This is a genomic window from Segeticoccus sp., assembly GCF_035708005.1.
The window spans coordinates 77,607-102,198 of the sequence record NZ_DASSTI010000150.1; the positions used below are offsets into that span (position 1 = coordinate 77,607).

General features: G+C 71.8%; 24 protein-coding genes. 8 read left to right on the top strand and 16 right to left on the bottom strand.

The genetic code is table 11. From position 1 onward, the window contains the following. Positions 1–4: 4 nt before the first annotated feature. A complete protein-coding gene (locus VFL99_RS14765) occupies positions 5–1,171 on the bottom strand; it encodes a D-alanine--D-alanine ligase family protein (RefSeq protein WP_325107109.1) in 1,167 nt (388 codons plus the stop codon). A gap of 132 nt (positions 1,172–1,303) precedes the next feature. After that, on the bottom strand, positions 1,304–2,074 hold the full coding sequence (locus VFL99_RS14770; RefSeq protein WP_325107110.1) for a GntR family transcriptional regulator: 771 nt from the start codon (positions 2,072–2,074) through the stop codon (positions 1,304–1,306). A gap of 113 nt (positions 2,075–2,187) precedes the next feature. Here VFL99_RS14770 and VFL99_RS14775 point away from each other — a divergent pair, with 113 nt between their 5' ends. Further along, positions 2,188–4,929 (top strand): beta-N-acetylglucosaminidase domain-containing protein, encoded by a 2,742-nt coding sequence (locus VFL99_RS14775; protein ID WP_325107111.1) that lies wholly within the window; start codon positions 2,188–2,190, stop codon positions 4,927–4,929. A gap of 34 nt (positions 4,930–4,963) precedes the next feature. Here the strand turns inward: VFL99_RS14775 and VFL99_RS14780 are convergent, their stop codons facing one another. Both VFL99_RS14780 and VFL99_RS14785 read right to left on the bottom strand, forming a co-directional pair. Beyond that, positions 4,964–5,965, bottom strand: coding sequence for an NAD(P)H-dependent glycerol-3-phosphate dehydrogenase (locus tag VFL99_RS14780; RefSeq protein ID WP_325107112.1), 1,002 nt, complete (start codon positions 5,963–5,965; stop codon positions 4,964–4,966). Further along, positions 5,962–6,744 carry a lysophospholipid acyltransferase family protein gene (locus VFL99_RS14785; RefSeq protein WP_325107113.1) on the bottom strand — a complete coding sequence of 261 codons (783 nt, stop codon included), beginning with the start codon at positions 6,742–6,744 and terminating at the stop codon, positions 5,962–5,964. Before VFL99_RS14785 ends, VFL99_RS14780 begins: the two co-directional genes overlap by 4 nt. A gap of 106 nt (positions 6,745–6,850) precedes the next feature. Here VFL99_RS14785 and cofC point away from each other — a divergent pair, with 106 nt between their 5' ends. After that, the gene (gene cofC, locus VFL99_RS14790; protein ID WP_325107114.1) at positions 6,851–7,486 is read left to right on the top strand and encodes a 2-phospho-L-lactate guanylyltransferase; all 636 of its coding nucleotides are present in this window, start codon (positions 6,851–6,853) and stop codon (positions 7,484–7,486) included. A gap of 5 nt (positions 7,487–7,491) precedes the next feature. Continuing rightward, positions 7,492–7,707, top strand: coding sequence for a hypothetical protein (locus tag VFL99_RS14795; protein WP_325107115.1), 216 nt, complete (start codon positions 7,492–7,494; stop codon positions 7,705–7,707). Positions 7,708–7,802: 95 nt separating this feature from the next. Here the strand turns inward: VFL99_RS14795 and VFL99_RS14800 are convergent, their stop codons facing one another. The 3 genes from VFL99_RS14800 to leuC form a co-directional block, all read right to left on the bottom strand. Continuing rightward, positions 7,803–8,468, bottom strand: coding sequence for an HU family DNA-binding protein (locus VFL99_RS14800; protein WP_325107116.1), 666 nt, complete (start codon positions 8,466–8,468; stop codon positions 7,803–7,805). A gap of 280 nt (positions 8,469–8,748) precedes the next feature. Further along, positions 8,749–9,342 (bottom strand): 3-isopropylmalate dehydratase small subunit, encoded by a 594-nt coding sequence (gene leuD, locus VFL99_RS14805; RefSeq protein ID WP_325107117.1) that lies wholly within the window; start codon positions 9,340–9,342, stop codon positions 8,749–8,751. A gap of 53 nt (positions 9,343–9,395) precedes the next feature. After that, positions 9,396–10,787: a 3-isopropylmalate dehydratase large subunit gene (gene leuC / locus VFL99_RS14810; protein WP_325107118.1), complete on the bottom strand. Its 1,392-nt coding sequence runs from the start codon at positions 10,785–10,787 to the stop codon at positions 9,396–9,398. Positions 10,788–10,920: 133 nt separating this feature from the next. Here leuC and VFL99_RS14815 point away from each other — a divergent pair, with 133 nt between their 5' ends. Together VFL99_RS14815 and VFL99_RS14820 are read left to right on the top strand one after the other, a co-directional pair. Beyond that, the gene (locus VFL99_RS14815; RefSeq protein WP_325107119.1) at positions 10,921–11,664 is read left to right on the top strand and encodes an IclR family transcriptional regulator; all 744 of its coding nucleotides are present in this window, start codon (positions 10,921–10,923) and stop codon (positions 11,662–11,664) included. A gap of 215 nt (positions 11,665–11,879) precedes the next feature. Continuing rightward, positions 11,880–12,515, top strand: a complete 636-nt coding sequence (locus VFL99_RS14820) for a MerR family transcriptional regulator (RefSeq protein ID WP_325107120.1) — start codon at positions 11,880–11,882, stop codon at positions 12,513–12,515. Between the two features lie 32 nt (positions 12,516–12,547). Here the strand turns inward: VFL99_RS14820 and VFL99_RS14825 are convergent, their stop codons facing one another. Then, positions 12,548–13,978 carry an MFS transporter gene (locus VFL99_RS14825; protein WP_325107121.1) on the bottom strand — a complete coding sequence of 477 codons (1,431 nt, stop codon included), beginning with the start codon at positions 13,976–13,978 and terminating at the stop codon, positions 12,548–12,550. Between the two features lie 186 nt (positions 13,979–14,164). On the opposite strand from VFL99_RS14825, the gene VFL99_RS14830 reads away from it, so the two are divergent. The 3 genes from VFL99_RS14830 to VFL99_RS14840 are packed head-to-tail and all read left to right on the top strand — an operon-like array spanning position 14,165 to position 16,977. After that, the gene (locus VFL99_RS14830) at positions 14,165–15,598 is read left to right on the top strand and encodes a ferredoxin reductase family protein (protein ID WP_325107122.1); all 1,434 of its coding nucleotides are present in this window, start codon (positions 14,165–14,167) and stop codon (positions 15,596–15,598) included. A gap of 6 nt (positions 15,599–15,604) precedes the next feature. Further along, positions 15,605–16,141, top strand: coding sequence for an FMN-binding protein (locus VFL99_RS14835; RefSeq protein WP_325107123.1), 537 nt, complete (start codon positions 15,605–15,607; stop codon positions 16,139–16,141). Continuing rightward, the gene (locus VFL99_RS14840) at positions 16,138–16,977 is read left to right on the top strand and encodes an FAD:protein FMN transferase (RefSeq protein ID WP_325107124.1); all 840 of its coding nucleotides are present in this window, start codon (positions 16,138–16,140) and stop codon (positions 16,975–16,977) included. Before VFL99_RS14835 ends, VFL99_RS14840 begins: the two co-directional genes overlap by 4 nt. Positions 16,978–16,995: 18 nt before the next feature. Here the strand turns inward: VFL99_RS14840 and VFL99_RS14845 are convergent, their stop codons facing one another. The 8 genes from VFL99_RS14845 to VFL99_RS14880 all read right to left on the bottom strand — a co-directional run bounded on the left by VFL99_RS14845 (position 16,996) and on the right by VFL99_RS14880 (position 24,474). Continuing rightward, positions 16,996–17,925: an urease accessory protein UreD gene (locus VFL99_RS14845; RefSeq protein ID WP_325107143.1), complete on the bottom strand. Its 930-nt coding sequence runs from the start codon at positions 17,923–17,925 to the stop codon at positions 16,996–16,998. Positions 17,926–17,927: 2 nt separating this feature from the next. Beyond that, a complete protein-coding gene (gene ureG / locus VFL99_RS14850; RefSeq protein WP_325107125.1) occupies positions 17,928–18,680 on the bottom strand; it encodes an urease accessory protein UreG in 753 nt (250 codons plus the stop codon). A 24-nt stretch (positions 18,681–18,704) separates the two neighbouring features. Next, on the bottom strand, positions 18,705–19,439 hold the full coding sequence (locus VFL99_RS14855) for an urease accessory protein UreF (protein WP_325107126.1): 735 nt from the start codon (positions 19,437–19,439) through the stop codon (positions 18,705–18,707). A 17-nt stretch (positions 19,440–19,456) separates the two neighbouring features. Beyond that, complete coding sequence (gene ureC / locus VFL99_RS14860) at positions 19,457–21,175, bottom strand: urease subunit alpha (RefSeq protein ID WP_325107127.1); 1,719 nt, start codon at positions 21,173–21,175, stop codon at positions 19,457–19,459. Continuing rightward, positions 21,172–21,594: an urease subunit beta gene (locus tag VFL99_RS14865; RefSeq protein WP_325107128.1), complete on the bottom strand. Its 423-nt coding sequence runs from the start codon at positions 21,592–21,594 to the stop codon at positions 21,172–21,174. The genes ureC and VFL99_RS14865 overlap by 4 nt, the downstream gene beginning before the upstream one ends. Positions 21,595–21,613: 19 nt before the next feature. Continuing rightward, a complete protein-coding gene (locus VFL99_RS14870) occupies positions 21,614–21,916 on the bottom strand; it encodes an urease subunit gamma (protein WP_325107144.1) in 303 nt (100 codons plus the stop codon). Between the two features lie 192 nt (positions 21,917–22,108). Then, positions 22,109–23,164: an urea transporter gene (locus VFL99_RS14875; protein ID WP_325107129.1), complete on the bottom strand. Its 1,056-nt coding sequence runs from the start codon at positions 23,162–23,164 to the stop codon at positions 22,109–22,111. 104 nt (positions 23,165–23,268) lie between these two features. Beyond that, the gene (locus VFL99_RS14880; protein WP_325107130.1) at positions 23,269–24,474 is read right to left on the bottom strand and encodes an NAD-dependent epimerase/dehydratase family protein; all 1,206 of its coding nucleotides are present in this window, start codon (positions 24,472–24,474) and stop codon (positions 23,269–23,271) included. Between the last annotated feature and the right edge of the window lie 118 nt (positions 24,475–24,592).

The window sequence follows — 24,592 nt, forward strand, 5'->3', positions numbered from 1 at the left end:
CCGGTCAGCGCAGGCCGGTGCGGCGGGTCAGCGCCAGCTGCAGCAGTTCGTCGATGAGCTCGGAGTAGCCGATGCCGCTGGCCTCCCACACCTTCGGGTACATGGAGTACGGCGTGAACCCCGGCATGGTGTTGACCTCGTTGACGAGGACCTCACCGTTCTCGGTGTAGAAGCAGTCGACGCGCGCCAGACCCTCGCAGCCGGCGGCGTCGAAGGCGGTGGCCGCGACCCGCCGCGTCTCCTCACGAACGCTGTCGGGGACCTTCGCGGGGCAGGTGAGCTCGACGTCGGCCTCGGCGAGGTACTTCGCCTCGAAGTCATAGAAGTCGTGGCCCCGGACGACGGTGATCTCGCCGAGCTCGCTGGTGCGCGGCGGCGCGCCGTCGCGGCCTTCGAGGACTCCGCACTCGATCTCGCGGCCGAAGACGGCCGCCTCCACGATGACCTTGGGGTCGTGCTGGCGCGCGAGCTCGATCGCCGCCTCCAGCGCGTCCGGCCTGCTGACCTTGGAGATCCCCACGCTCGAACCCGCCCGCGCCGGCTTGACGAAGACCGGCCAGCTGAGCGCGGCGACGGCGTCCATGGCGGCGGCCTTGTCACGCTGCCACTCGCGGTCGGTGACCACCACGTAGGGCGAGACGGGGAGTCCGGCACCCGCGAGCACGACCTTCATGTGGTGCTTGTCCATCATGACGGCGGAGGCCAGGACCCCCGAGCCGACGTAGCGGATGTCGGCGAGGTCGAGCATCCCCTGCAGTGTGCCGTCCTCCCCGAAGGGGCCGTGCAGCAAGGGGAAGACCACGTCGACGTCCCCGAGCACCCGGGGGGCCTGACCGGGCTCCAGGACGCTGAGGGCCCGGTCAGTGGTGCTCAGCGGGAGCAGCACGCCCTTGCCGGTGCCGTCGACCTCGGGCAGGTGCCCGGGTGCGAGCTGCAGCGGGGCGGGGTCGTCGGCGACGAGGACCCACCGGCCGTCCCGGGCAATGCCGACCGGGACCACGTCGTACTTGTCGCGGTCGATCGCGCGCAGGACGCTGGCAGCCGTGGAGCAGGACACCACGTGCTCGGAGGACCGCCCGCCGAAGACGAGGGCGACGCGCGGACGCTGCCTCTCACCGGGGGCGGACTCGCCGCTGCTCGCGGCTGGGGAAACCGGTTCGGTGGTGCTCATCGACGGCGAGCCTAGCCGTCGCGGCGGCGCGGCGGCGGGCACCTCTGCCCGACACGCACGGGCCACGGCGTCGGCCGGCAGTGGACGGCCGCTGGCCGGACTTCGGGCGCGACGACCGGCACCCGCAGGAGGTCACTCCACGGACAGGTCGGCCTGCAACCGGCCGTCGCCTCCCGGGGCGAGGGGGAACCAGAGGACGTAGCGGTGCGCGGGCAGGACCGCCTCGGCGTACTCGACCGGGCGCGTGCCGGCATACGCGCGACGGGTGAGGCGGATCACCGGGACCGACGGGTTGATCTTCAGGTGCCGCGACTCGGAGTCGTCCGGCAGGCCGGCGGACACCGACTCCTCGCCCGAGTCGGGCAGGGCGCCACGCTCCTCGAGGTAGCCGTAGAGGCTGACCGGCTCCTCCCCGGCGAGCAGCCCGGCGGCGATCCGCTGGGGCAGCCAGGTGCGCTCGACCGCCAGGACCGAGTCGTCGCCGTGCCGGAGCCGCTCCAGCCGGGCGACGGCCCGCCCCTGCCGGACGCGCAGGTGACGGCGCACCGGTGGCGGCGGGTCGGGGTCGAGGACACAGCACAGGGTGGTCGTCGTCGGGTGCAGGTGCGCCCGACGCACCGCGTCGGCGAACGACCCGAGCCGCACCCGCAGCTCCAGCGGCGGGGACTGCACGAAGGTCCCCCGACCCTGTTCCGACCGCAGCAGGCCTTCGCGCACGAGGGACGCGATCGCGTTGCGCACGGTCATCCGCGCGACCCCGAACTCCGCGGCGAGCGTCCGCTCGGTCGGCAGGGCGCTGCCCGGCTCCAGGTCGGCGATGCGCTCGCGCAGCTGCTGGCGCAGCCACGAGTGCTTCGTGCCCGCCGCTCGATCGGCGTCCGGGCTCCCCCATTCCGCAGTCACATCCGCAGCCTAGCGACCAGCGGGTGGGACGCGGGGGACTTCCGGTTGACACCCCAGGCGGTCGCCACCATGCTCAGGCGAACCACCTTGGTCTAGACCACAGGAGCAGCAGGATGAGAAGAACGCTCGTGCCCTCGGCGCTCGGCCTCGCGGCCGCCGCCGGTCTCGTCGCGCCCCTCGCGGCCGCGCCCGCGCACGGCGCGCCACCGGCTCTGCACTCCGCCGGCGCCGTGGGCGCGGCCAACGACGCCGTCCTCCCTGTCGTGTCCCCCACGCCGCAGCACCTGAGCGGCCTCGGCGCCGACGTGCCGGTGACCTCCCGCGTGCGCCTCGTCGTCGACTCCCGCACCGATGACGCCGCACGACGGGAGGTCGAGCACCTGCTGCGCCAGCACGGCGTGGACCGGATTGACACGGTCTCGCCGGGGACGACCTCGGGCGGTGCGGGGCTGCTCACCGTCCGGCTCGGGCCGGCGGCGCGGCCGGACATCGCCGCGGGGTTGCACGACACGGCGGTGCCCGACCACGCGGAGGGCTATGCCCTGCGGGTCTCCTCCTCCGGTGCGACCAAGCAGGTGGTCCTCGGAGGCGTCGACGCGGACGGACAGTTCTACGCCGCGCAGACGCTGCGCCAGCTGTTCCGCGCCTCCGGCGACGCCAAGCTGGCCTCCGTGTCGGTCACCGACTACCCGTCCATGCCCCTGCGGGGCACGATCGAGGGCTTCTACGGGCCGCCCTGGACCCCACAGGAGCGCCTCGACCAGATGGACTTCTACGGCGACGTGAAGGCGAACACCTACGTCTACGCGCCGAAGAACGACCCCTACCACCGCGACAAGTGGCGCCAGCCCTACCCCGCCGAGAAGCTCGCCGAGCTGGGCACGCTCATCAAGCGGGCCGCGGCCAACCACGTGCGGTTCACCTTCGCCGTGTCCCCCGGTGAGTCGATCTGCTACTCCAGCGAGTCCGACCGGCGGGCCCTGGAGGCCAAGCTGCAGGCGCTCTACGACCTCGGCACCCGGTCCTTCTCCATCCCTCTCGACGACATCAACTACGGCGCCTGGAACTGCGCCGGCGACCGCGCGGCATTCGGGGACCCCGGGCGCGCTGCGGCCGCCCGTGCCCAGGTCGACCTGCTCAACGACCTGCAGCGCAACTGGATCGACCAGCACCCGGGCACCCAACCGCTGCAGATGGTGCCGACCGAGTACGGCGACCTCACCGACACCGCCTACAAGCAGGTGCTGCGTTCCAGCCTCGACCCCCAGGTCGTGGTCCAGTGGACCGGCACCGCGGTCGTGCCCCCGCAGGTGACCAACGACCAGGCCGACGCGGCCTCGAAGCTCTTCGGCCGCAAGGTGTTCCTGTGGGACAACTACCCCGTCAACGACTACGGGGCCACCGCCGGCCGGCTGTTGCTCGCGCCCTACGCGAAGCGAGAGGCGGGGCTGTCGAAGCACCTGTCCGGGATCGTGTCCAACCCCATGAACCAGGCCTATGCGAGCAAGATCGCGGTCTTCGGCGTCGCGGACTTCACCTGGAACGACTCCGCCTACGGCCCCGGCCGCGACTGGCCGCAGGCGATGTCCTACCTCGCACACGGCGACGAGGCCACCGCGCGGGCGCTGCTCGTGTTCGGCGACCTCGAGCACCTCGCGCCGACCTTCGGCCCGAACCCGTGGCAGCCGCAGGCTCCCGAGCTCGCGCGCCGCGTCGCCGCGTTCTGGAAGACGTGGGACGCCGGCTCACCCGAGCAGGCGATCAGCGACCTGCGCCCGTATGCCGAGCGCATCGCGAGCGCTCCCGCCACCATCCGCTCCGGTCACGTCGCTGACGGCTTCCTCAAGGACGCCGCCCCGTGGCTCGACGCGACCGAGCTGTGGGGCAAGGCGCTGGTCACCACGCTGGATTCGCTGTCGGCACGGCTCGCCGGTGACAACGCCACCGGCGAGCGCCTCGGCGCGCAGGCAAAGGACCTCGAGCAACAGGCCGGCAAGGTCGTGGTCGATCCGGTCGAGAACGCCTGGGGCAGCGCCCGGGTGCGGGTCGGTGACGGAGTGCTGGACACCTTCGTGGCCAAGGCGCTCAGCCTGGCCCAGGAACCGGTCGCCGTCAGCGCTCCAGCCAAGGTGGTCTTCGACGCCGACGGGCGCGCCACGGTGCCCGTCACCGTGAGCAACCGCATCGCCGGTCCCGCGACGGACGTGACCGTGCGGGTGACCGTCGACGGCGGCTCTGTCGCGCCGGAGACGGTCGACGTCGGAGCCCTGGGCAACGGTGAGCAGGCCCGTGCCTCGTTCACGCTCAGCTGGCCCGGCGCGCCGCAGGCTCGCGCCGCCACGCTGCACACGAGCGTGAGCTGGACGACGGCGTCCGGCACGGCCTCTGCCTCCAGCGACCACACGGTGCAGGTCACCTGCGCCGAGCAGTCCACGCGACCGGTGGCCGTGACGGACGTGGACAGCCAGGAGACGGCAGCCGAGGACGGCGCGGCGACCAACGCGATCGACGGCGACACCAGCACCTACTGGCACACCGCCTGGTCGACCGGAAACCCGCCTCCCCCGCACCACATCACGCTGGACCTCGGCCGGTCCATGGACGTCTGCGCTCTGCGCTACCTGCCCCGGCAGGACAACGTGAACGGCCGGGTGGCGCGGTACGCGGTCTACCTCAGCGACGACGGGCAGACCTGGGGTCAGCCGGTGGCGACCGGCTCGTTCGCCAATGACACCAGCGAGAAGTGGGTGCCGTTCGCTGGCAGCCACGCCCGCTACGTGAAGTTCGTGGCGCTGCAGGAGGTCAACGGCAACCCGTGGACCTCGGCGGCGGAGCTGTCGGTGGACGCCCGCTGACCGCTCCGCACACTGGCGACCGGCCGGGGCGGGGTCAGCGGGTCTCGGCCTTGCGGGGCCGCGACATCAGGGCCTCGGCCACGTCGTGCGGGGACCGCCCTTCATGCACCACCGCGGCGACGTTCTCCACGATCGGCACGTCGACGTCGTGGCGCCGGGCGAGCTCGAGGATGGACTGGCACGACTTCACGCCCTCAGCGGTCTGCCGCGTCTGGGCAACCACCTCCTCGACCGACATACCCTGCCCGAGCTTGACGCCGAAGGTGTGGTTGCGCGACAGGGGCGACATGCAGGTCGCAATGAGGTCCCCGACACCGGCCAGGCCGGCGAAGGTCGCCGGATCGGCGCCGAGCGCCACGCCGAGGCGGGAGGTCTCGGCCAGCCCTCGAGTGATGATCGTCGCCTTGGTGTTGTCGCCGAACCCCATGCCCTGGGCCATCCCGACGGCGAGCGCGACGGCGTTCTTCACCGCGCCACCGAGCTCGGTGCCGACCACGTCGGTGTTGGTGTAGGGACGGAAGTATGGCGCCGCAGTCGCGGCCGCGACGGCCTCGGCCGTGCGCTCGTCGACCGACGCGACCACCGTGGCTGCCGGCTGCTTGCGGGCGATCTCGGGCGCGAGGTTGGGACCGGAGACGACCGCCACCCGCTCCGTCGGCACGCCGGCGACCTCGCAGATGACCTCGCTCATGCGCAGGGTGGTGCCGAGCTCGACCCCCTTCATCAGCGAGACCATCGTGATGTGCGGTGGCAGCACGGAGCGCCACCGCTCCAGGCTGTGGCGCAGCGTCTGCGAGGGGACGGCGAGGACGAGGATGTCCGCCCCGTCGACCGCCTCAGCGGCGTCGGCCGTCGCCTGCACCGCGTCGGGGATGCGCAGGTCCGGAAGGTACTCCGCGTTGACGCGGGTGGCGTTGATCCGCTCCACCAGCTCGGGACGGCGTCCCCACAGGCGCACCCGTCCCCCGGCGTCGGCGAGGATGGTGGCAAAGGCGGTCCCCCAGCTGCCGGTGCCGAACACGGCGGCTGTTGTCATCGGTCTCCTCCCGTGCCGCGGTCACTGCCGCGGCGACGTCGGTTCGGGTTGCCCGTCTCGGCCACGCCGGCCGCCCGGGGGTCGAAGCGCGAGGCCGGCGCCTGCTCCCCACGAATCTGCTCGAGCAGCTGGGTGATCGCCTCCATGATCCGATCGTTGGCCACGCGCAGCGTCCTCGCGTTGACCGGCTGCTCGTAGAGGTCCGCCAGGTCCACCGGCGGGCCGGCCCAGACGTGCACGGTCCGTCGCGGCAGGAGCCGGATCCGGTGGCCGTACGGCGGCAGGATCCGCTCCGGCCCCCACTGCGCCAACGGGATCACCGGGCACCGGGTCGCCAGCGCCACCCGGGCGGCGCCGGTCTTGCCGGTCATGGGCCACAGGTCGGGGTCACGGGTCAGCGTGCCCTCGGGCAGGATCCCGACGCAGGTGCCCCGTTCGACGGCCTGCACGGCGGCGCGGAAGGCATCTGCGGCTCGGCCGGTGCCGCGGTAGACGGGAATCTGCCCGGCGGCTCGCAGGACCGGGCCGACGACGGGCACCCGGAAGATCGACTCCTTGGCGAGGAAGGAGACCGGGCGCCCGTGGTCGAGCATGTAGTGCGCGAACGTCAGCGGGTCCACGTAGGACAGGTGGTTGACGGCCGCGACGAATCCGCCGCGGGCCGGCAGGTGCTCACCACCGCGCCAATCCCGCTTGGTGAGGGCCATGAGCAGCGGCCGGACCACGGCGATCGCGACGCGGTAGCCCCACGGGAGCCCTCGCGCCACGGACCGACTCACGCCCACCGTTGCTCCGTCCTCTCGCTCCGAACCCGCCTGCGTCATCCTCCCTGTTGGGCCGCCCGGGTGTCGAGGCGACCCGGCGCGCCCTGAGACGATGGCTGCGATGACCCCTCCCCTCGCACCGGGCTGGCAGCTGGTCCTGCCCGTCAAGGCCCGTGCCCGCGCCAAGAGTCGGCTGCTGCCGCCTGCGGGGATCGTGCGCGCGGAGCTGGCCCACGCCTTCGCCCGCGACACCCTGGCCGCGGTGTTCGCGACGATCCCCGGCGAGCAGGTGCTGGTCGTCACCTCCGACGAGCGCGCCCGCGACATGGTGGAGTCGGCCGGTGGACTGGTCGTCGAGGATCCCTCGGCGGGGCTGAATGCCGCTGTGCGAGAAGGGCTGCACCGGCTGCCCACCGCACCGGCGTGCCGGGTCGGCGTCCTGCTGGCCGACCTGCCAGCGCTGCGGCCCTGGGAGCTCGCCCGTGCACTGGCGTGCTGCGAGCTCCACGAGCGCGCCTTCGTGCCGGACGCGGAAGGCACTGGAACCGTCCTGCTGACCGCACGTTCGGCAGCCTTGCTGCACCCGCGGTTCGGCGCCGGGTCGGCCGCCGCGCACGGGCGGGACTCGGTGCGGCTGGACCTGGACCTACCGGGACTGCGCACCGACGTCGACGACGACGAGTCGCTGCGCCTCGCCACCGACCTCGGGCTCGGCCGCGCCACCCGCGGTGTCCTCCGGCACGCCGCGCTACCGTGAGCGCCATGCAGGGCAGCGTGCACCGCTTCGACCACGAGACCGGCACCGGCTCGGTCCTGCTCGACGACGGCCGCGCGATCCCCTTCCCGGCCGAGGTCTTCGCGGCGAGCGGACTGCGACACCTGCGGCTGGGCCAGCGGGTCAGCGTCGAAATCGGGGCCGACGAACAGCTGAGCCGGCTGTGGATCGTGGGGATCGGGGCGGACGAACCCATCCGGTGAGCCGCCCGGCCTCGCGCCGGCGCATCGCAGACGCAGCGAGAGGGCCGGTGTCGACGAGCTCGTCGACACCGGCCCTCCCTGTGCGAAGGCCGGACTCAGCGCTTGCGCGCCGTCTTCTTGGCCGTGCCGCGCTTGGCGGCCGTCTTCGCCGGCGAGGCGGTCTTCGCCGTGCTGCGGGCCGTGGTCTTGCGGGCGGTGCTCTTGGCCGGCGTGGCCTTGTTCGCCGTGCCCCGCGTGGTGGCCTTCTTGGTGGTCGAGCCGGTCGCGGTCTTCTTGGCGGTGCCCCGGCCGGAGGTGCTGGCGGCCTTGGCGGTGCTCTTCTTGGCCGTGGACGCCTTCTTGGCTGTTGTCTTGGCGGCCGTGCTCTTGCTCGGGCTCGCCTTCTTGGTGGTGGCCTTCTTGGCGGCGGTCTTGGTCGGCGTGCCGCCGTTGGCGGAGGCCGCCGAGGCGCGGCCGCCAGCGAGGACGCCGGCCTTGGGCAGCTTCTTCGGGTTGGCCACGACCTGCTTGAACGCCGTGCCGGCCTTGAACTTCGGCACCGCGGTCTTGCGGATCTTCACGGTCTCGCCGGTGCGCGGGTTCCGGCCGGTGCGTGCGGCCCGAGCCACCTTCTCGAAGGTGCCGAAGCCGGTGATGCCGACCTTCCCGCCCTTGGCCACCTCGCGGATGATCACGTCGAGGACCGACTCGAGCGCGTCGCTGGCGGCCTTCTTGTTGCCGAGGCGCCCCTCGAGGGCCTCGATGAGTTCTCCCTTGTTCACGTCTTCCCCTCCAGAGGAAAAGTCCCGGGCTCTGCCCGCTGACAGGTGGTCCGCCGGGCGTACACCCGACTTAAGACATGACGTTAGGCCCCCGGACGGGGGCGAGTCCACCTTAGCGACACTCTTTCACGTTGTGTCGCAACGCCTTTGGAGGGCCGAGCGGAGGTGGTTCGCGTCCGGGGGCTGGCCTCGGGAGGGCCTCAGCGGAGGGTCGTGCGAGTGGTCGTGTTGCGCTGAGTTCCCTTGCTTGTCAACGGCTTTCGTGCAGCAGGAGGGCTGCTCAGCCGACCTCGACGGTCGGCTTCCAGCGCGGCCGACGGCCCTCGTAGGCCGTGATTTCGGCCTCCTGGCGAAGCGTCAAACTGATGTCGTCCAAGCCCTCCATCAGGCGCCACCGGGTGTAGTCGTCGACGTCGAAGGCGGCGGTGATGTCACCGGCGGTGACACTGCGCTGCTCGAGGTCGACCGTCACCTGGGTGCCGGGCTCGTTCTCCAGCAGCTTCCAGAGCAGCTCGACCTCGTGCTGCGGGACCTGGGCGGTGAGCAGTCCTGCCTTGCCGCTGTTGCCGCGGAAGATGTCGGCGAACCGGGAGGAGATGACCACCCGGAAGCCGTAGTCCATCAGCGCCCACACCGCGTGCTCGCGGGAGGACCCGGTGCCGAAGTCCGGGCCGGCGACGAGGACCGAGCCGGACGTGTAGGCAGGGCTGTTGAGGACGAAGGTCTCCTCCTGCCGCCAGGCCGAGAACAGGCCGTCCTCGAAGCCGGTGCGCGTGACCCGCTTCAGGTAGCGGGCCGGGATGATCTGGTCGGTGTCGACGTTGCTGCGGCGCAACGGGACGCCGACGCCGGTGTGCCGGATGAACTTCTCCATGCTGGCTCCCTCAGGTGGCTGGTGCAGTCGGTAGGTGTGGGCCGTCGACCGGTTCAGAGGTCGGCCGGGCTGGAGAGGGTGCCCCGCACGGCGGTGGCCGCCGCGACGAGCGGGCTCACCAGGTGCGTGCGGCCCCCGGCGCCCTGGCGTCCTTCGAAGTTGCGGTTGGATGTCGAGGCGCTGCGCTCGCCGGGCTGGAGCTGGTCGGGGTTCATCCCCAGGCACATGGAGCAGCCGGCCAGCCGCCACTCCGCCCCCGCCTGCGTGAAGACCCGGTCCAGTCCCTCGGCCTCGGCCTGGAGGCGGACCCGGGTCGAGCCGGGAACCACGAGCATCCGGACCGATTGGGCGACCTGCCGGCCCTTGAGGACCTCGGCGGCGGCGCGCAGGTCCTCGATGCGCCCGTTGGTGCACGAGCCGAGGAAGACAGTGTCGACGGCGATGTCGCGGAGCGGGGTGCCGGCACTGAGACCCATGTACTCCAACGCCCGTGCGGCGGCGACGCGGTCGGACTCCTCGCCGAAGGACTCCGGGTCCGGGACCCTCTCCGACAGCGGCAACCCCTGGCCGGGGTTGGTGCCCCAGGTCACGAACGGGGTCAGGGCCGCGCCGTCGAGCCGAACCTCCTTGTCGAAGACCGCGTCGTCATCGCTGCGCAGCTGCGACCACGCCGCGACCGCCTCGTCCCACGCGTCGCCCTGCGGGGCCGCCGGGCGGCCCTTGAGGTACTCGAACGTCGTGGCGTCGGGCGCGATCAGGCCCGCGCGGGCGCCGGCCTCGATCGACATGTTGCAGATGGTCATCCGGGCCTCCATCGACAGCGCCTCGATGGCCGAGCCGCGGTACTCGATGACGTGCCCCTGGCCGCCGCCGGTGCCGATCTGCGCGATCACGGCGAGGATGACGTCCTTCGCGGTGACGCCCTCGGCGAGGGTGCCGTCGACCGTCACCGACATGGTGCGGAACGGCACCAGCGGCAGCGTCTGCGTGGCCAGGACGTGCTCGACCTCACTGGTGCCGATGCCGAAGGCGAGCGCACCGAAGGCTCCGTGGGTCGAGGTGTGGCTGTCACCGCACACGATCGTCATACCGGGCTGGGTGAGGCCGAGCTGGGGCCCGACGACGTGGACGATGCCCTGCTCGGCGTCGCCCATCGGGTGCAGGCGGACGCCGAACTCCGCGCAGTTGCGGCGCAGCGTGTCGACCTGGGTGCGGCTGACCGGGTCGGTGATCGGCCCCGGAGTGGTCGGCACGTTGTGGTCCTCGGTCGCGAGGGTGAGGTCCGGCCGCCGGACGCCGCGGCCGGCAAGGCGCAGGCCGTCGAAGGCCTGCGGGCTGGTCACTTCGTGCAGGAGGTGCAGGTCGATGTAGAGCAGGTCCGGCTCCCCCGGCGTGCGCCGGACCACGTGTGCATCCCAGACCTTCTCGGCCAACGTGCCTGCCATGTCGACTCCCTCGTCGCTCTGTCGCGTTCGCGAGACCCGCGCGCGGCCGCGCGTCGTGTCTCTTGTCACAGCGTCACTCACCACGCCGTGCGGTGATTTGACGTCTCAGGTGCTGAGACGTCAATATCATCCCATGGACAACACCAGTGGAGTCGGCGTTCTCGACAAGGCTGCGCTCGTCCTGGGCGCGCTGGAGCCGGGGCCGTCGACCCTCGCCCAGCTCGTGGCCTCGACGGGACTGGCCCGCCCGACGGCGCACCGCCTCGCGGTCGCGCTCGAGCACCACCGCCTCGTCGCCCGGGACATGCAGGGGCGCTTCGTGCTCGGCCCTCGGCTCGTCGAGCTGGCCTCCGCCGCCGGCGAGGACCGCCTCCTCGCCGCAGCCGGCCCGGTGCTGGGCGCGCTGCGGGACCACACCCACGAGAGCGCCCAGCTGTTCCGGCGCCAGGGTGACCAGCGCATCTGTGTCGCCGCGGCCGACCGCCCGGTCCTCGGCCTGCGCGACACCATCCCCGTGGGCGCCACGCTGTCGATGCTCGCCGGTTCGGCCGCCCAGGTGCTGCTGGCCTGGGAGGAGCCGGACCGGCTGCACCGCGGCCTGCGCGGGGCGAAGTTCACCGCCACCATGCTGTCCGGCGTCCGCCGCCGCGGCTGGGCCCAGAGCGTCGGTGAGCGGGAGGCCGGCGTCGCGTCGGTGTCCGCGCCGGTGCGCAGCCCCTCCGGTCGCGTGGTGGCGGCCGTCTCGATCTCCGGCCCGATCGAGCGGCTCTCGCGCCAGCCCGGGCGGCTCCACGCGGCGACCGTCGTCGCGGGCGCCAACAAGCTGACCGAGGTCCTGGCGCGCGCCCAGGGCGCCCACCAGTCTGCCACGGCCTGACGCTCGGCCCGCGGCCCGGATCGCTCGGTCCGCGCCCCCGGATCGCTCGGCTCGCGGCCCCTCAGGCCGCGGGCCGGATCCCGACCAGGAAGACGACGAGCTCGCCCTCGTGCCCATCGGTCTTCCGCCCCGTCGTGATCCGCATGCCGCCACCTCGCTTGGATAGTTCCGCCACCACTGGATAGCTACACTCTCCAATGTCACGTGGAGGTGGCATGAAGATCTCGGAGCTCGCGGCGGCCACGGGCGTGAGCGTGCCGACGCTGAAGTACTACCTGCGCGAGGGCCTCCTGCCCGCGGGTGCCTCCCGGGGCGCCACCCGCGCGGAGTATGACGACACGCACGTCGCGCGTGTGCGTCTCGTGCGTGCCCTGATCGAGAGCGGCCGGCTGTCGATCGCCAAGGTGCACACGGTGGTCGCCGCGCTCGAGGACCCCCCGGCGACGTGGCACGACCTGCTCGGCACGGCCCAGGCCACGGTCATCGCGGCCGAGCCGGATGCCGCCCCGGACGGGGAGCGGGACCGGCAGACCGACCGCGTGGCACGGCTGCTCGAGCGCCTGGGGTGGCAGGTCCCTGCCAACTGCCCCGCGGCGGCCGAGCTGGGTCGGGCGCTGGCCGGCGCTGCGGCGGCCGGTGTGCTGGACGACGACGCGGTGCTCGACGACTACGCCGCCGCGATGGCGCAGGTGGCCGCCGTCGACGTCGCCAGCGTCCCGGATCACCCGGAGGACGCGGTCCGCCAGGTCATCGTGGGCACCGTGCTGGTCCAACCGGTGCTGCGGGCACTGCGCCTGCTGGCCCAACAGGACGCGAGCGCGCGCCGATTCGCCGGGCGCCGGGCTCCCTGAGCCCGCCGGTCAGCCCCGCGTGAGCCGCCGCGTCAGTCCGCGTCCGGCCCACGTCGTCGCGAGGCCACCACGTCGACCACCGCTGCGGCGAGGGCGATCGCGACGAGCACGAGGGTGACCCGCAACCCGAGGCTGGCGGCGCGCGCGAAGTCGCCGTGGCTGGAGGACACCTCGCCGAAGAAGACGGACCCGATCAGGGCGATGCCCGCGGCCGTGCCGATGCGCTGCGCCGTCTGCAGGACTCCCCCGGCCGTGCCCGCTTGCGCCACGGGCACCTCGGAGACGGTCAGCGTCACGTTCGGGGAGATGACCAGCCCGCTGCCGATCCCGGCGAGCAGCAGCGGCAGGGCGATCCACCAGCTCGGGTCGCCGCCGCGCACGCTGACCACGGTGTCGGTGAGCGCCAGCCCGATGAGCACCACGAGCAGGCCGAGGGCCACGAGCGGCCGGCCGTAGCGGGTGACGATGCGCCCACCGACCGCGGCGGCCCCCGCCGAGCCGACGGCGAACGGCGTCAGCGTCAGACCCGCGAGCAGGGCGGTGTAGCCGAGCCCGAGCTGCAGGTAGAGCGTGAGGATGAAGAAGATGCTCGTGAAGCCGGAGAAGTAGAGCAGCCCGATCGTCACTCCGGAGCTGTAGCTCTCGAGGCGGAACAGGTTGAGGTCCACCAGCGGCGTCCCGCCGCGACCCGCATGGCGCCGCTCCCAGAGGGCGAATCCGGCGAGCAGCACCGCGCCCACGAGCAACAGCCACCACTTCGCCGCTCCGGCCCACTGGCGCTCCTCGACGAGGGGCAGCAACAGGGAGAAGACGGCTGCACCGAGCAGCACCACACCGACCGGGTCGAGGTCCTCGCGACGACGATCCGCGCCGCGTCGGGCGTCCAGGTAGCGGAACGCGAGCAGGACACAGACGATCCCGACCGGCAGGTTGACGAAGAAGATGAACCGCCATCCGGTGTCCGTCCCGAGCAGCTTGATGATCGCGCCGCCGAGCAAGGGGCCGATCGCCGTCGAGACGCCGACGGTGGCGCCGAACAGCCCGAACGCCTTTCCGCGCTCGGCACCGCGGAACAACTGCTGGATCAGGCCGTTGATCTGCGGGCTCAGCAGTCCGCCCCCGATGCCCTGGACGAGCCGCGCCACCACGAGCGCCGTGGGACTCGGTGACAGCCCGGCGGCCACGCTGCTCAGCGTGAACAGCGTGACACCAGCAACGAACATCAGGCGCCGCCCCCGGGCGTCCCCGAGTCGGCCGGAGGGGACCAGGACGAGCCCGAAGGTGAGGGCATAGCCGGAGACGATCCACTGCAGGTCGCTGGTGCTGGCGTGCAGCCCCTCCCGGATCGAGGGCAGGGCGACGTTGACGATGCTCACGTCCATGAGCGCCATGAAGCCGGCGACCAGGCAGACGCCCAGCGCACGCCAGCGGTTGGGGTCGCGACCCTCCTCCGGAGCGCTCACGGGCGGGGAGGAACCGGCGGGCGCCTCACTCACCGGCGGCGGCTGACGAGGGTCCCATCACTCGGTCGAGGCTACCGCCGCCGTCTGGACCCCGCCGACTCACAGCCGGCGCACAGGCCTGACCGAGCACCGTCGCAGGGCACCCGGCGAATCTCTCGGTGATCCCCCCGTCCGAGGAGTGCCCCCGTGAACGACCTCCATTCCAGCGCGGTGCTGGATCCTCGGCGCCCGGCAGGCCTCGCCGGCGGCGCGCCGCTGGGGCAGCGGGCCCGCAGCGACGCGGCCGTGCGCCAGGCAGCAGCAGCCGCCCTGTGGCTGAGCCTGTTGCTGGTCACCTTCTGGTGGGTGACCGGCCGCGGCGTGCAGGACCTCGGCGGGTGGGCCAGCGGCCTGACGTCGGTGGGCCGGGTCAGCGGGCTCACCGGCGCGGTGCTGTTGCTCGCGCAGGTGGTGCTCATGGCGCGGGTTCCGCTCGTGGAGAGGGCGTTCGGGCAGGACCGCCTCGCCCGGCTCCACCGGGTCGTCGGGTTCACGTCGTTCACGCTCGTCCTGGTGCACGTCGTCACGATCACGTGGGGCTACGCCGCGGGCGCGCTGGGTCAGTTCCTCGGGATGCTGTGGACGCTCACCGTGTCCTACCCCGGGATGCTGCTGGCCGCCGCGGGCACGGTCTGCCTGTTCCTCGTCGTGGGGACCAGCCTGCGGCGGGCCCGTCTCCGGCTGCGCTACGAGTCCTGGCACCTGCTGCACCTCTATGCCTACCTCGGCGTGGGGTTGGCGCTGCCGCACCAGCTGTGGACCGGGCAGCAGTTCACCGGCTCCCCTGCACGCACCGTCTTCTGGTGGAGCGCGTGGGCGCTGGCGGCGGGCGCCGTGCTCACCTGGCGGGTGGGACTGCCGGTATGCCGCAACCTGCGGCACCGGCTGCGCGTCGCATCCGTCGTCCGGGAGGCCGAGGACGTGGTCTCCGTCCACCTCACGGGCCGCCGGCTGGACCTGCTCCGGGTGGAGGCCGGTCAGTTCTTCACCTGGCGGTTCCTCGGCCGTCCCGGCTGGACCCGCGCGCACCCGTACTCGGTCTCCGCCGCGCCGGACGGCCAGAGTTTGCGGATCACCGTGCGGGCGGTCGGCACCGGTAGCAGCGTGCCCTTCTCAGTGCGCCCGGGAACGCCCGTGCTGGTGGAAGGTCCCTACGGCCGGCTCAGCGCCCGGGCCCGCAGCCGCCGCAGGGTGGCCCTCATCGGCGCCGGTGTGGGCATCACGCCGCTGCGCGCGCTCGCCGAGGAGCTCCACTACGACCCCGGTGAGGCGGTTCTCCTCCAACGCTGCACGGTCGACCCGCTCTTCCCCCAGGAGTTGGAGGCGCTCACCCGCGAACGGGGGCTGGAGGTGCTGATCCTCCCGGGGCACCGCCGGAGTCCGCACTCGTGGTTGGGCGCCGGGGTCGGACCCATGGACCAGGTGGACGACCTCTGGGCGCTGCGCTGGTGGGTGCCCGACATCGCCGAACGCGATGTCTACCTCTGCGGCCCTCCCCCGTGGGTCGCTCTGGTGCAGCGCACCCTCGCTGCTGCCGGCCTTCCTGCTGACCGCCTCCACCTCGAGACCTTCACCTGGTGATTTCCTTTGAAACGCATCCTGTTCTGGTTCCTCAGCACCGTCTCCGTCGTCCTCCTGCTGTTCGGCTACCACACCTCCACGTCCAGCACCCTCGCCTCCGGCGCCCCGGGCGTGCCGACCACGAGCTCCTCGGGAAGCGCAGCGTCGGGCTCGTCGCGGGCATCCGGCTCGTCCCGTGGAGCGGCCGGCGCGAGCGGCTCGAGTGGCGGGGATGGCGCTGGATCCAGCGGCACCGCCAGCTCCTCGGGCAGTGCCCGGAGCAGCACCGCGTCGACGATCACCGGCGCGGTCGTCCCCACGCAGTGGGGACCGGTCCAGGTCCAGCTCTCCGTCGCCGGGCGCCGGATCACGAAGGTCACCGTCCTGCAGCAACCGAGCGGCAACCCGCGCGACGACCAGATCAACTCCTATGCCCTGCCGATCCTGGTGCGCGAGACGACCCAGGCCCAGTCCGCGCAGATCGACATGGTGAGCGGCGCCACCGTCACGAGCACCGGCTACCTGCAGTCGCTGCAGAGCGCGCTCGACCAGGCCCAGCTGTGATCGGCGAGGAGCAGGTTCCCGCTGCCCTGGCTGCGGACAGCACCCCCGCGCTGCGCATGCACCGTGCCGTCGAGCACGTGATGGGTATGCCGATCAGCCTCGCCCTGCGCGGCCGGCACGCCGACGACCAGCGCGGTCGGTGGGCCTGGGCGGAGGCGCTCGCGATCCTCCGCGAGGCGGATCGCGTGTTCAGCACCTACCGGCCCGGCTCCTGCATCAGCCGCCTCGGCCGCGGCGAGCTGACCCTGCGGGAGTGCCCGGCCGAGGTCGCCGACGTACTCGCCCTCGGCGAGCAGGCGCGCGCCGAGTCCGGTGGTGCCTTCGACATCTGGCGACGATCGCCCGGCGGCGAGCGGGTGTTCGACCCCAGCGGTGTCGTGAAGGGTTGGGCGGTCGAGCGTGCCGCCAGGCGTCTGGCGTCCTTGCCGGAGACGGACTTCTGCCTCTGCGCGGGTGGCGACATGGTCTGCCACGTCGCGGATCCGGAGGCTGCACCGTGGCGGATCGGGGTCGAGGACCCGCACCACTGGGACCGTGTGGTGGCCGTGATTCCGGTCTGGCGCGGCGCGGTGGCCACCTCCGGGCTGAACCGCCGCGGCGCGCACATCACCGATGCCCGCACCGGAGCGGTGCCTGCCGGCGTGGCGTCCGTGACCGTGGTCGCCGACAGCCTCACCTGGGCCGACATCGACGCGACGGCCGCCTTCGCCCAGGGCGAGCAGGCCCTCTCCTGGCTCGCGCACCGGCCCGGTCGCCGCGGCGTCGTCGTGTGGGCCGACGGCAGCGCAGAGGTCTACGACTCCGTGAGCCCGCGCGACTCCGTGGCCCCGCGCTGAGACCACTCGCTGCGGGGATCAGTCCCGGCGCAGGTCGGGAGCAGGGCACCCCACGAGGTGTCGCCGGGCGGTGTCCCAAGCCAGGCCCACGGCGTGGCGGACGGGGATGGACGTCGGCCCGAGGAGCCGCACCACCAGACCACTGGCGAACGGCAGTGCCGTCACGCCGGCCACGACGTCCGGGCACTGCTCCAGCCGGTCGCGCAGCGCGGAGGCGAGCCCGTCCGCGCGGTCGGGGGGCGCGAGGGCGAAGAAGGCGGCGTGGACACCGTGCCGGCCCAGCCGGGCGGGGGTGTCGGCTCGGGCGCCCGTGCCCTCGAACGACAGTGTGTCGAGCGCGAGTTGGCGCCCGTGGGGGCGCTGCACCCGGGTGCTCGCGTGGTAGACGTCGTAGTCGTGCCACTCGCCGTGGGAGACCCGCCCCGGCAACAGGATGTCGCCGAACAGCACGATGGACTGGGGGTGTGCGGTCACGGTGAGCCGCCCGAGGAAGCGCGAGTGCCGGAACGGGATGACCGGCTCGGGAAGGTACTCCACGAACGCCCCGGCGGCGGCGGTGATGTTGACCAGCTGGGAGGCGTAGCCGGTCTCCATGCCGTAGAGCTTCGTGGCCGCCTGCGTGGTCAGGTGGACCGCCGCCGCCTCCCCGACCTCGACGTCCACGCGGCACCGGTCCCCCTGCAGCAGACCGTCCCCCTGCTGTTGGAGGTAGACGAAGGCCATGTCGGGTCGGGCGGCGTCGAGGTGGATGGGCTGCAGTACGTACAGCGGCGTCTGGTGGAAGTGGCGCACCGCGCGCGTGGCGCCGGCCACGACGGCGAACTCCATGTCGAGCAGCCCCACGCTGCCGCGGCGTCGGCCGTCCTCGTCGTCGAAGGCACGCACCGCGGCGGGCACCCGCGGTGCTGTCCACCACCGGGGCTCGTGCCGCTCGGCGGCACGGGTCATCGTCAGCACGAGGGCGACACCGGTGCTGGCCGGGTGAGGACGCCGGCGGCCCTGAGGTGCTCCAGCACCGTGTCGAGGCCCTCGCCGGAGAAGCAGTTGGTGAAGACGAACGGCTTGTCGCCCCGCACCGCGCGCGCGTCGCGCTCCATCACGGACAGGTCGGAGCGCACGTAGGGAGCGATGTCGACCTTGTTGATGACCAACAGGTCCGAGGACGTGATCCCCGGGCCGCGCTTGCGCGGGATCTTGTCGCCCTCGCCCACGTCGATGACGAAGACGAAGAAGTCGGCGAGCGCCCGGCTGTAGGTGAGGGTCAGGTTGTCGCCGCCGGACTCCAGCAGCACCACGTCCGTGTCGGGAAACCGGTCGGTGAGCTGCTGCACGGCATCGAGGTTCATCGTCGGGTCGTCGCGCACCGCGGTGTGCGGGCACGACCCGGTCTCGACGCCGACGACCTTCTCGGTCTCGAGCACTCCGGACAGCGTGGTCCGCACGTGGCGGGCGTCCTCCTCGGTGAAGATGTCGTTGGTGACAACCACCGGACGGTGGCCGCCCTGGACCAGGCGCGGCACGAGCGCCTCGATCAGGGTCGTCTTCCCCGATCCGACCGGCCCGCCGATGCCCACGCGCGGCACCGGTCCCCCGAGCCGCTCCAGCCCGGATCCGGCCAGCTCCTCATTGATCTCGTGCGAGTGGTCGTGCCCGGCTGAGGGGCCCTGCCGGTGCGGTGGTTGGTGGAGGTCCTGTGTCGTCATCTGTGCCCTGCCCTTCCTCGTCGATCAACTCATGAACAGCCGCAGGGTGGCCTGCTCGTGGCGCATCGCCATCACGTCGACCAGCGGCGTGCAGCTGGCCAGGTCCTCGAGCTCCGTCTCGCCGGCCGCGCACGCCGCGCGCTCGATGACCGGACCGCACCGGTGCAGCACCGCCTGTGCCGTGCGGTGGTCGGCGACAGCGAGCCGGACCGCGGCGTTGAGCCAGCCTGCGGCGAACGCGTACAGCTCGGCGGCCACGGCCTGCGCCAACGGCACCTGCTGCTCGGCGGTGAGCAGGCCCATGACCACGGCCGCGTGTCCCGGTGCGGTGCCCTCGCGCACCAGCCGGTGGTATGCCGTGAGCGCCGGTCCCGCGAAGGAGCCCGCCACGGTGCCCAGCAGCCCGCGGCCGGTGCGCCGCGAGGCGCGCCGCGCCTCCTGCACCATCTTGACCGACGACAACCGCAGGTCGGCCTCGACCGCGAGCTGCTCGTCATACTCCTCCGGACAGGACGCCTGCGACACGGCACGGTGCGCCCAGGCCAGGGCCACCCCGTCGGCGGGGGCAATGCCGTGTTCGAGCTGGTCGGCCAGCAGGCCGCCGAGGCCGGCCACGCCACTGTCCCCCGTGACGGCGCCGGACTGCACGAAGCTCTCCAAGCCGTGGGACAAGGTGTAGCGCCCGCTGGGGAAGGCCGAGTCGGCCAGCTGCAGGGTGGTCAGCAAAGGGACCAGCCCCGAAGTCGTCGCCGTGGTCATGGATACCTCGTCGTGCCTCAGACGATGTAGTACAGCTGCCCGAGCGAGACGTCCTCGGCCGCGGGCACCGAGGCGAGCTCGCCGTCGACGTAGACCTGGTAGGTCTCGGGGTCGATGCGGATGTCCGGGGTGGCGTCGTTGCGCACCATCTGCTGCTTGCCGATCGTGCGACAGCCGTGGACGGCTTCCACCCAACGGTCGAGGCCTAGTTCCTCGGGCACCCCGGCCTCGATGGCCGCTTGGGACATGAAGGTCATCGACGTGCGTGCGACGGCCTTGCCGCGCGTGCCGAACATGGGTCGCATCAGAACGGGTTCAGGTGTCGGGATCGACGCGTTCGGGTCGCCCATGATCGACCAGGCCACGAAGCCGCCCTTGACGACGTACTTCGGCTTGACGCCGAAGGTGTTGGTCGGCCACAGGGTGATGTCGGCGACCTTGCCGGGCTCCAGCGACCCCACCAGGTGGCTGATCCCGTGGGTGATGGCGGGGTTGATCGTGTACTTCGCCAGGTAGCGCAGGATCCGGTTGTTGTCGTTCTGCTCCGGGTCGCCCTCGAGCTTTCCTCGCTGCTGCTTCATCTTGTCGGCCGTGCGCCACACCGTGGCGACGGTGTCCCCGATCCGACCCATCGCCTGGGAGTCCGAGGAGAACATCGACAGCACCCCCATGTCCTGCAGGACGTCCTCGGCGGCTTCGGTCTCGCCGCGGATCCGGGACTGGGCGAACGCCACGTCCTCCGGGTTCTGCGGGTTGAGGTGGTGGGTCACCGTCGTCATGAAGAACAGGTTGTCGGTCGTGTCGGTGGTGTACGGCTTCGTCGGATTCGTCGAGGACGGAAGGATGTTCGGCAGCGCCGCGATCGCCATGATGTCCGGCGCGTGGCCTCCGCCAGCGCCCTCGGTGTGGTAGGTGTGGATCGCGCGACCGTTGATGGCGTCGATCGTCTCGGCGAGGTAGCCGCACTCGTTGAGGGAGTCGGTGTGGATGGCGACCTGCACGTCGTACTCGTCGGCGACTGTGAGGGAACAGTCGATCACGGCCGGTGTGGCGCCCCAGTCCTCGTGCACCTTCAGACCGCAGGTGCCCGCCTCCAGCTGTTCGGCGAGGGTCTCCGGTCGGCTGCTGTTGCCCTTTCCCAGCAGCCCGACGTTGACGGGCAGGGTGGCCGTCGCCTCGAGCATCCGGGCGATGTTGAACGGGCCCGGGGAGCAGGTGGTGCCCTTCGAGCCGTCGGCCGGCCCGGTGCCGCCGCCGAGCAAGGTGGTGATCCCGTTGGACAGCGCGTGCGGCACCTGGTCCGGGGTGAGGAAGTGCACGTGCGGGTCGATCCCCCCGGCGGTGGCGATCAGGCCCTCGCCGGAGATCACCTCGGTGCCGGCTCCGACCACGAGGTTGGGGTCGACGCCGTCCTGCAGGTTCGGGTTCCCCGACTGGCCCACCCCGGCGATACGGCCGTCCTTGATCCCGATGTCAGCCTTGATGATGCCGAGGACCGGGTCCATGAGCACCGCGGAGGTGATGACCGTGTCGAGCGCACCGTCCTCATTGCGGACCCCAGGGGTCTGCCCCATCCCGTCGCGGGCTGTCTTCCCTCCGCCGTAGACCAGCTCCTCCCCCGGCGTGAGCAGGCTGTCCTCGACCTGGGCGATGAGCTGGGTGTCGGCCAGGCGGAAGCGGTCCCCGGTCGTCGGGCCGTAGAGCGAGGCGTAGGTGCGCCGCGAGATGCTCGTCATTCGGGGTCCTCCTGCTGCTCACCGGGGTCGGTCCTCGCCGGCTCCCAGTTCTCCATGCCGCGGTAGCCCCGTTCCTGGGCGCGGCGCATCGCCTGACGCCTGGTGTGTTCGGCGTCGACACTGCCGTCGACCACGTCGTCGAACCCGAGGATGCGCCGCATGCCGCCGAACTCGACCAGCTCGACGTCCTTCTCGTCCCCCGGCTCGAAGCGGATCGCCTTGCCGGCCGGCACGTTGAGCCGCATCCCGAAGGCGCTGGGGCGATCGAACTCGAGCGCCCGGTTCGCCTCGAAGAAGTGGTAGTGCGAGCCCACCTGGATCGGTCGGTCCCCCGTGTTGTGGACGCGCAGCGTGCGGGTGGGTCGTCCCGCATTGATCTCGACCGGCTCGTCGGACAACAACCATTCGCCTGGAATCATCACGGCACCTCGAGGACGTTCACGGGATCGGGTTCGACACGGACACGAGCTGGGTGCCGGTGCGGAAGGTGGCCTCGACCTGGACCAGCGTCACCATCTCGGGCACGCCGGGCATGACGTCCTCGCGGGTGAGCACCTCCTTGCCGAGCTCCTGCACATCGGCCACCGACTTCCCGTCCCGGGCCCCCTCCATGACCGCCTCGCAGATCAAGGCGATCGACTCCGGGAAGTTCAGCTTCACCCCCCGCTCCTTGCGCCGCCGGGCCAAGTCCGCCACCTGGTAGATGACCAGCTTCTCGGTCTCCCGAGGGGTCAGCATCAGCGAGGAGATCCACGTCTCGGTGCCGGGGGCCGAGGCGTCCTGCATCGTTCCCCCGCCCTGATGCGGCTCGTCCTGCGCGGTCTGACGCTCCTGGCCCTTGCCCTCAGCCATGGAACAGCCCCTTCGATCGAGGAACGGCGTGCGGGAGCCGGTCTTCGACCAACGCCCATGTCCTGCCTCACTACCCCCGCTTCAGGTGCCGAAACGGTGCGGCTCCGTGCTGTCCCAGGTGCGCCCGGCGTGCTGGAGGTTGTGCTCCGGCGTGCCGGCGTCGTCAGGGTGGATGGGGCGCAGCCCCGTCAGGGACGAGGCGGCGAACAGGCAGATCCACGTCGTCACGACGAATGGCGCCGTCACGATGGGCAGCCCGACGGGGGCGAGCACTGTGGCCAGCGCGCCGGAGACCACCACGCTGAGGATTCCCCCGAAGACGGCGAACAGCGCCGACCGGATGCTGAGCAGGTAGTAGAGCCCGCCGAGCGCGATCAGCGTCAGCACGGAGTTATAGCCGCTCAGGCCTCCGGCCATGACCTGCACCGGGAATCCGAGGACCCATGCCGTACCGAAGCCGACCAGGCTGCCCACCGCCGCGGCCGCCGCCGAGATGCGCGAGTTGACCAGGATGCCCAGGAGGATCACGATGCCCGCCCACACTCCGGACTGCAGCAGGACCTCCGCAAAGCCGTTGAAGAAGCCCGTGAGCAGGTCCTGCGGGTGCAGGCTCGCGGCCGTCGGCGTCGCCTCGTGCGGCAGGTGGGCCCGGATCACCGCGGTCCGGGAGCCGCTCAGGTTGGCGAACTGCTTCAGCCCGGCGAGGAACAACCAGGTGGTGGCGACGAAAGCAGCCGTCAGGCTGGGGACGTGGTTGGAGTTCAGGAAGTTCTGCAGAGTCGCGGTGAGGACCGAGGACGCTGCGGACGCGAGGACGACGAAGGCGAGCAGGTGCCAGTCGTGCCGCAGGTAGAAGGTCAGGTCGATCGCCGTCAGCGTGCCGTTGAAGCCGAACAGGCCCCGGGCGAGCGAGTCCCGCGGCACGCCCAGCAGCATGGCAGTGCCGGTCGCGCAGACCGTGCCGATCACCGCAAACACGCCGGCAACCCAGCTGCTCAGGGAGATCCCCAGCAGGAACAGCGCCCCCGTCAGCGGGTTGTTCTGCAGGAAGACCTGACCGATCCCGCGCAGGACCCACTCCGCGAAGCTGCCGACGCTCGAGGCCCTCAGCGCTGCTCCTGCTCCGTGGCCGCCCACCGGTTCGCCGCCTCCTGCCGCGTCGGGGCACCGGCGTTCGGGCCGTCAACCGGCGCGTGCGGCATACCCGCACCGCGCCGGAGCGAAACCTGCGGTGCGCTCGCCTACCGGCCGGCAGCGTCAGTGGACTGAGGGCCACGGCCGTCGGCCGCCAGCGGACGGCCTACCGCGCCGGTCCACCGGATTGCTGGCTGCAACGCCTGCCGGTCCACCCGGTGCGCGTGCTGCCGCGCGAGGGGCAGGAGCGACTCGATCACCGTGTCCGACAGCAGGTGGGGACGCAGTCCCAGTGCGGGCAGGGCCGTGTGGACCACGTTGTAGTAGTGCGACTCGCGCTCCACCCGGGGGTTGTCCAGCGTGACGATCTCCACCTCGTCGGTGCAGACCCGGGCTACCGTGCGGGCGAGCTGGGCCACCGAGAAGGTCTCGGTGAGCTGGTTGAACACACGGAACTCGCCCCGGTCCGCTGGGTTCTCGACGGCGAGCCGGAGGCATTCGCACGTGTCCCGCAGGTCGATGAACCCCCGCACCTGTCCCCCGGACCCGTAGACCGTCAGTGGCTCGCCGAGCGCCGCCTGGATGATGAAGCGGTTGAGGACGGTCCCGAAGACGGCGTCGTAGTCGAAGCGGGTCTCGAGCCGGTCATCCTGGACCGTCTGAGCGGTCGACTGGCCGTAGACCACCCCCTGGTTGAGGTCCGTGGCGCGCAACGCCCAGACGCGACAGGCGAACTCGATGTTGTGCGAGTCATGCACCTTGGACAGGTGGTAGAAGGACCCCGGCCGCTTGGGGAAGAGGACGCGGTCGCGGCGGCCCCGGTACTCCACGTCCAGCCAGCCCTCCTCGATATCGATGTCGGGCGTGCCGTACTCGCCCATCGACCCCAGCTTGATGAGGTGGATGTCCGGGTCGACCTCGGCGATCGCATAGAGCAGGTTGAGCGTGCCCACCACGTTGTTCTGCTGGGTGTAGACCGCGTGCTCACGGTTCATCATCGAGTACGGCGCGGACCGCTGCTCGGCGAAGTGGATCACGGCGTCCGGGTGCACCGTGGCCAGCAGGTCCTGCAGCGCGTCCGCGTCACAGACGTCGACGTCGCACCAGCCGATGCGCTTTCCGGAGACCTCGCGCCAGGCGGCGACCCGTTCGTCGGGGGAGGCGATCGGCACCAGGCTGCGGACCCCCAGCTCGGTGTCGATCCGGCGCCGCACGAGGCTGTCGGCGATCGTCACGTCGTGTCCGGCGTCGGAGAGGTGCAGCGATGTCGGCCACCCCAGGTACCCGTCACCGCCGAGGACGAGAACCTTCATCTGCGCCTCATCTCCCATTCGGCTCCGCCGCTGCATTCAGCGTGGGATCAGGCAACCATGATCACCTGAGTGAACGGTGGCCGCGAGCCGTCCGCACGCTGGACGGGAGAATGCTGAA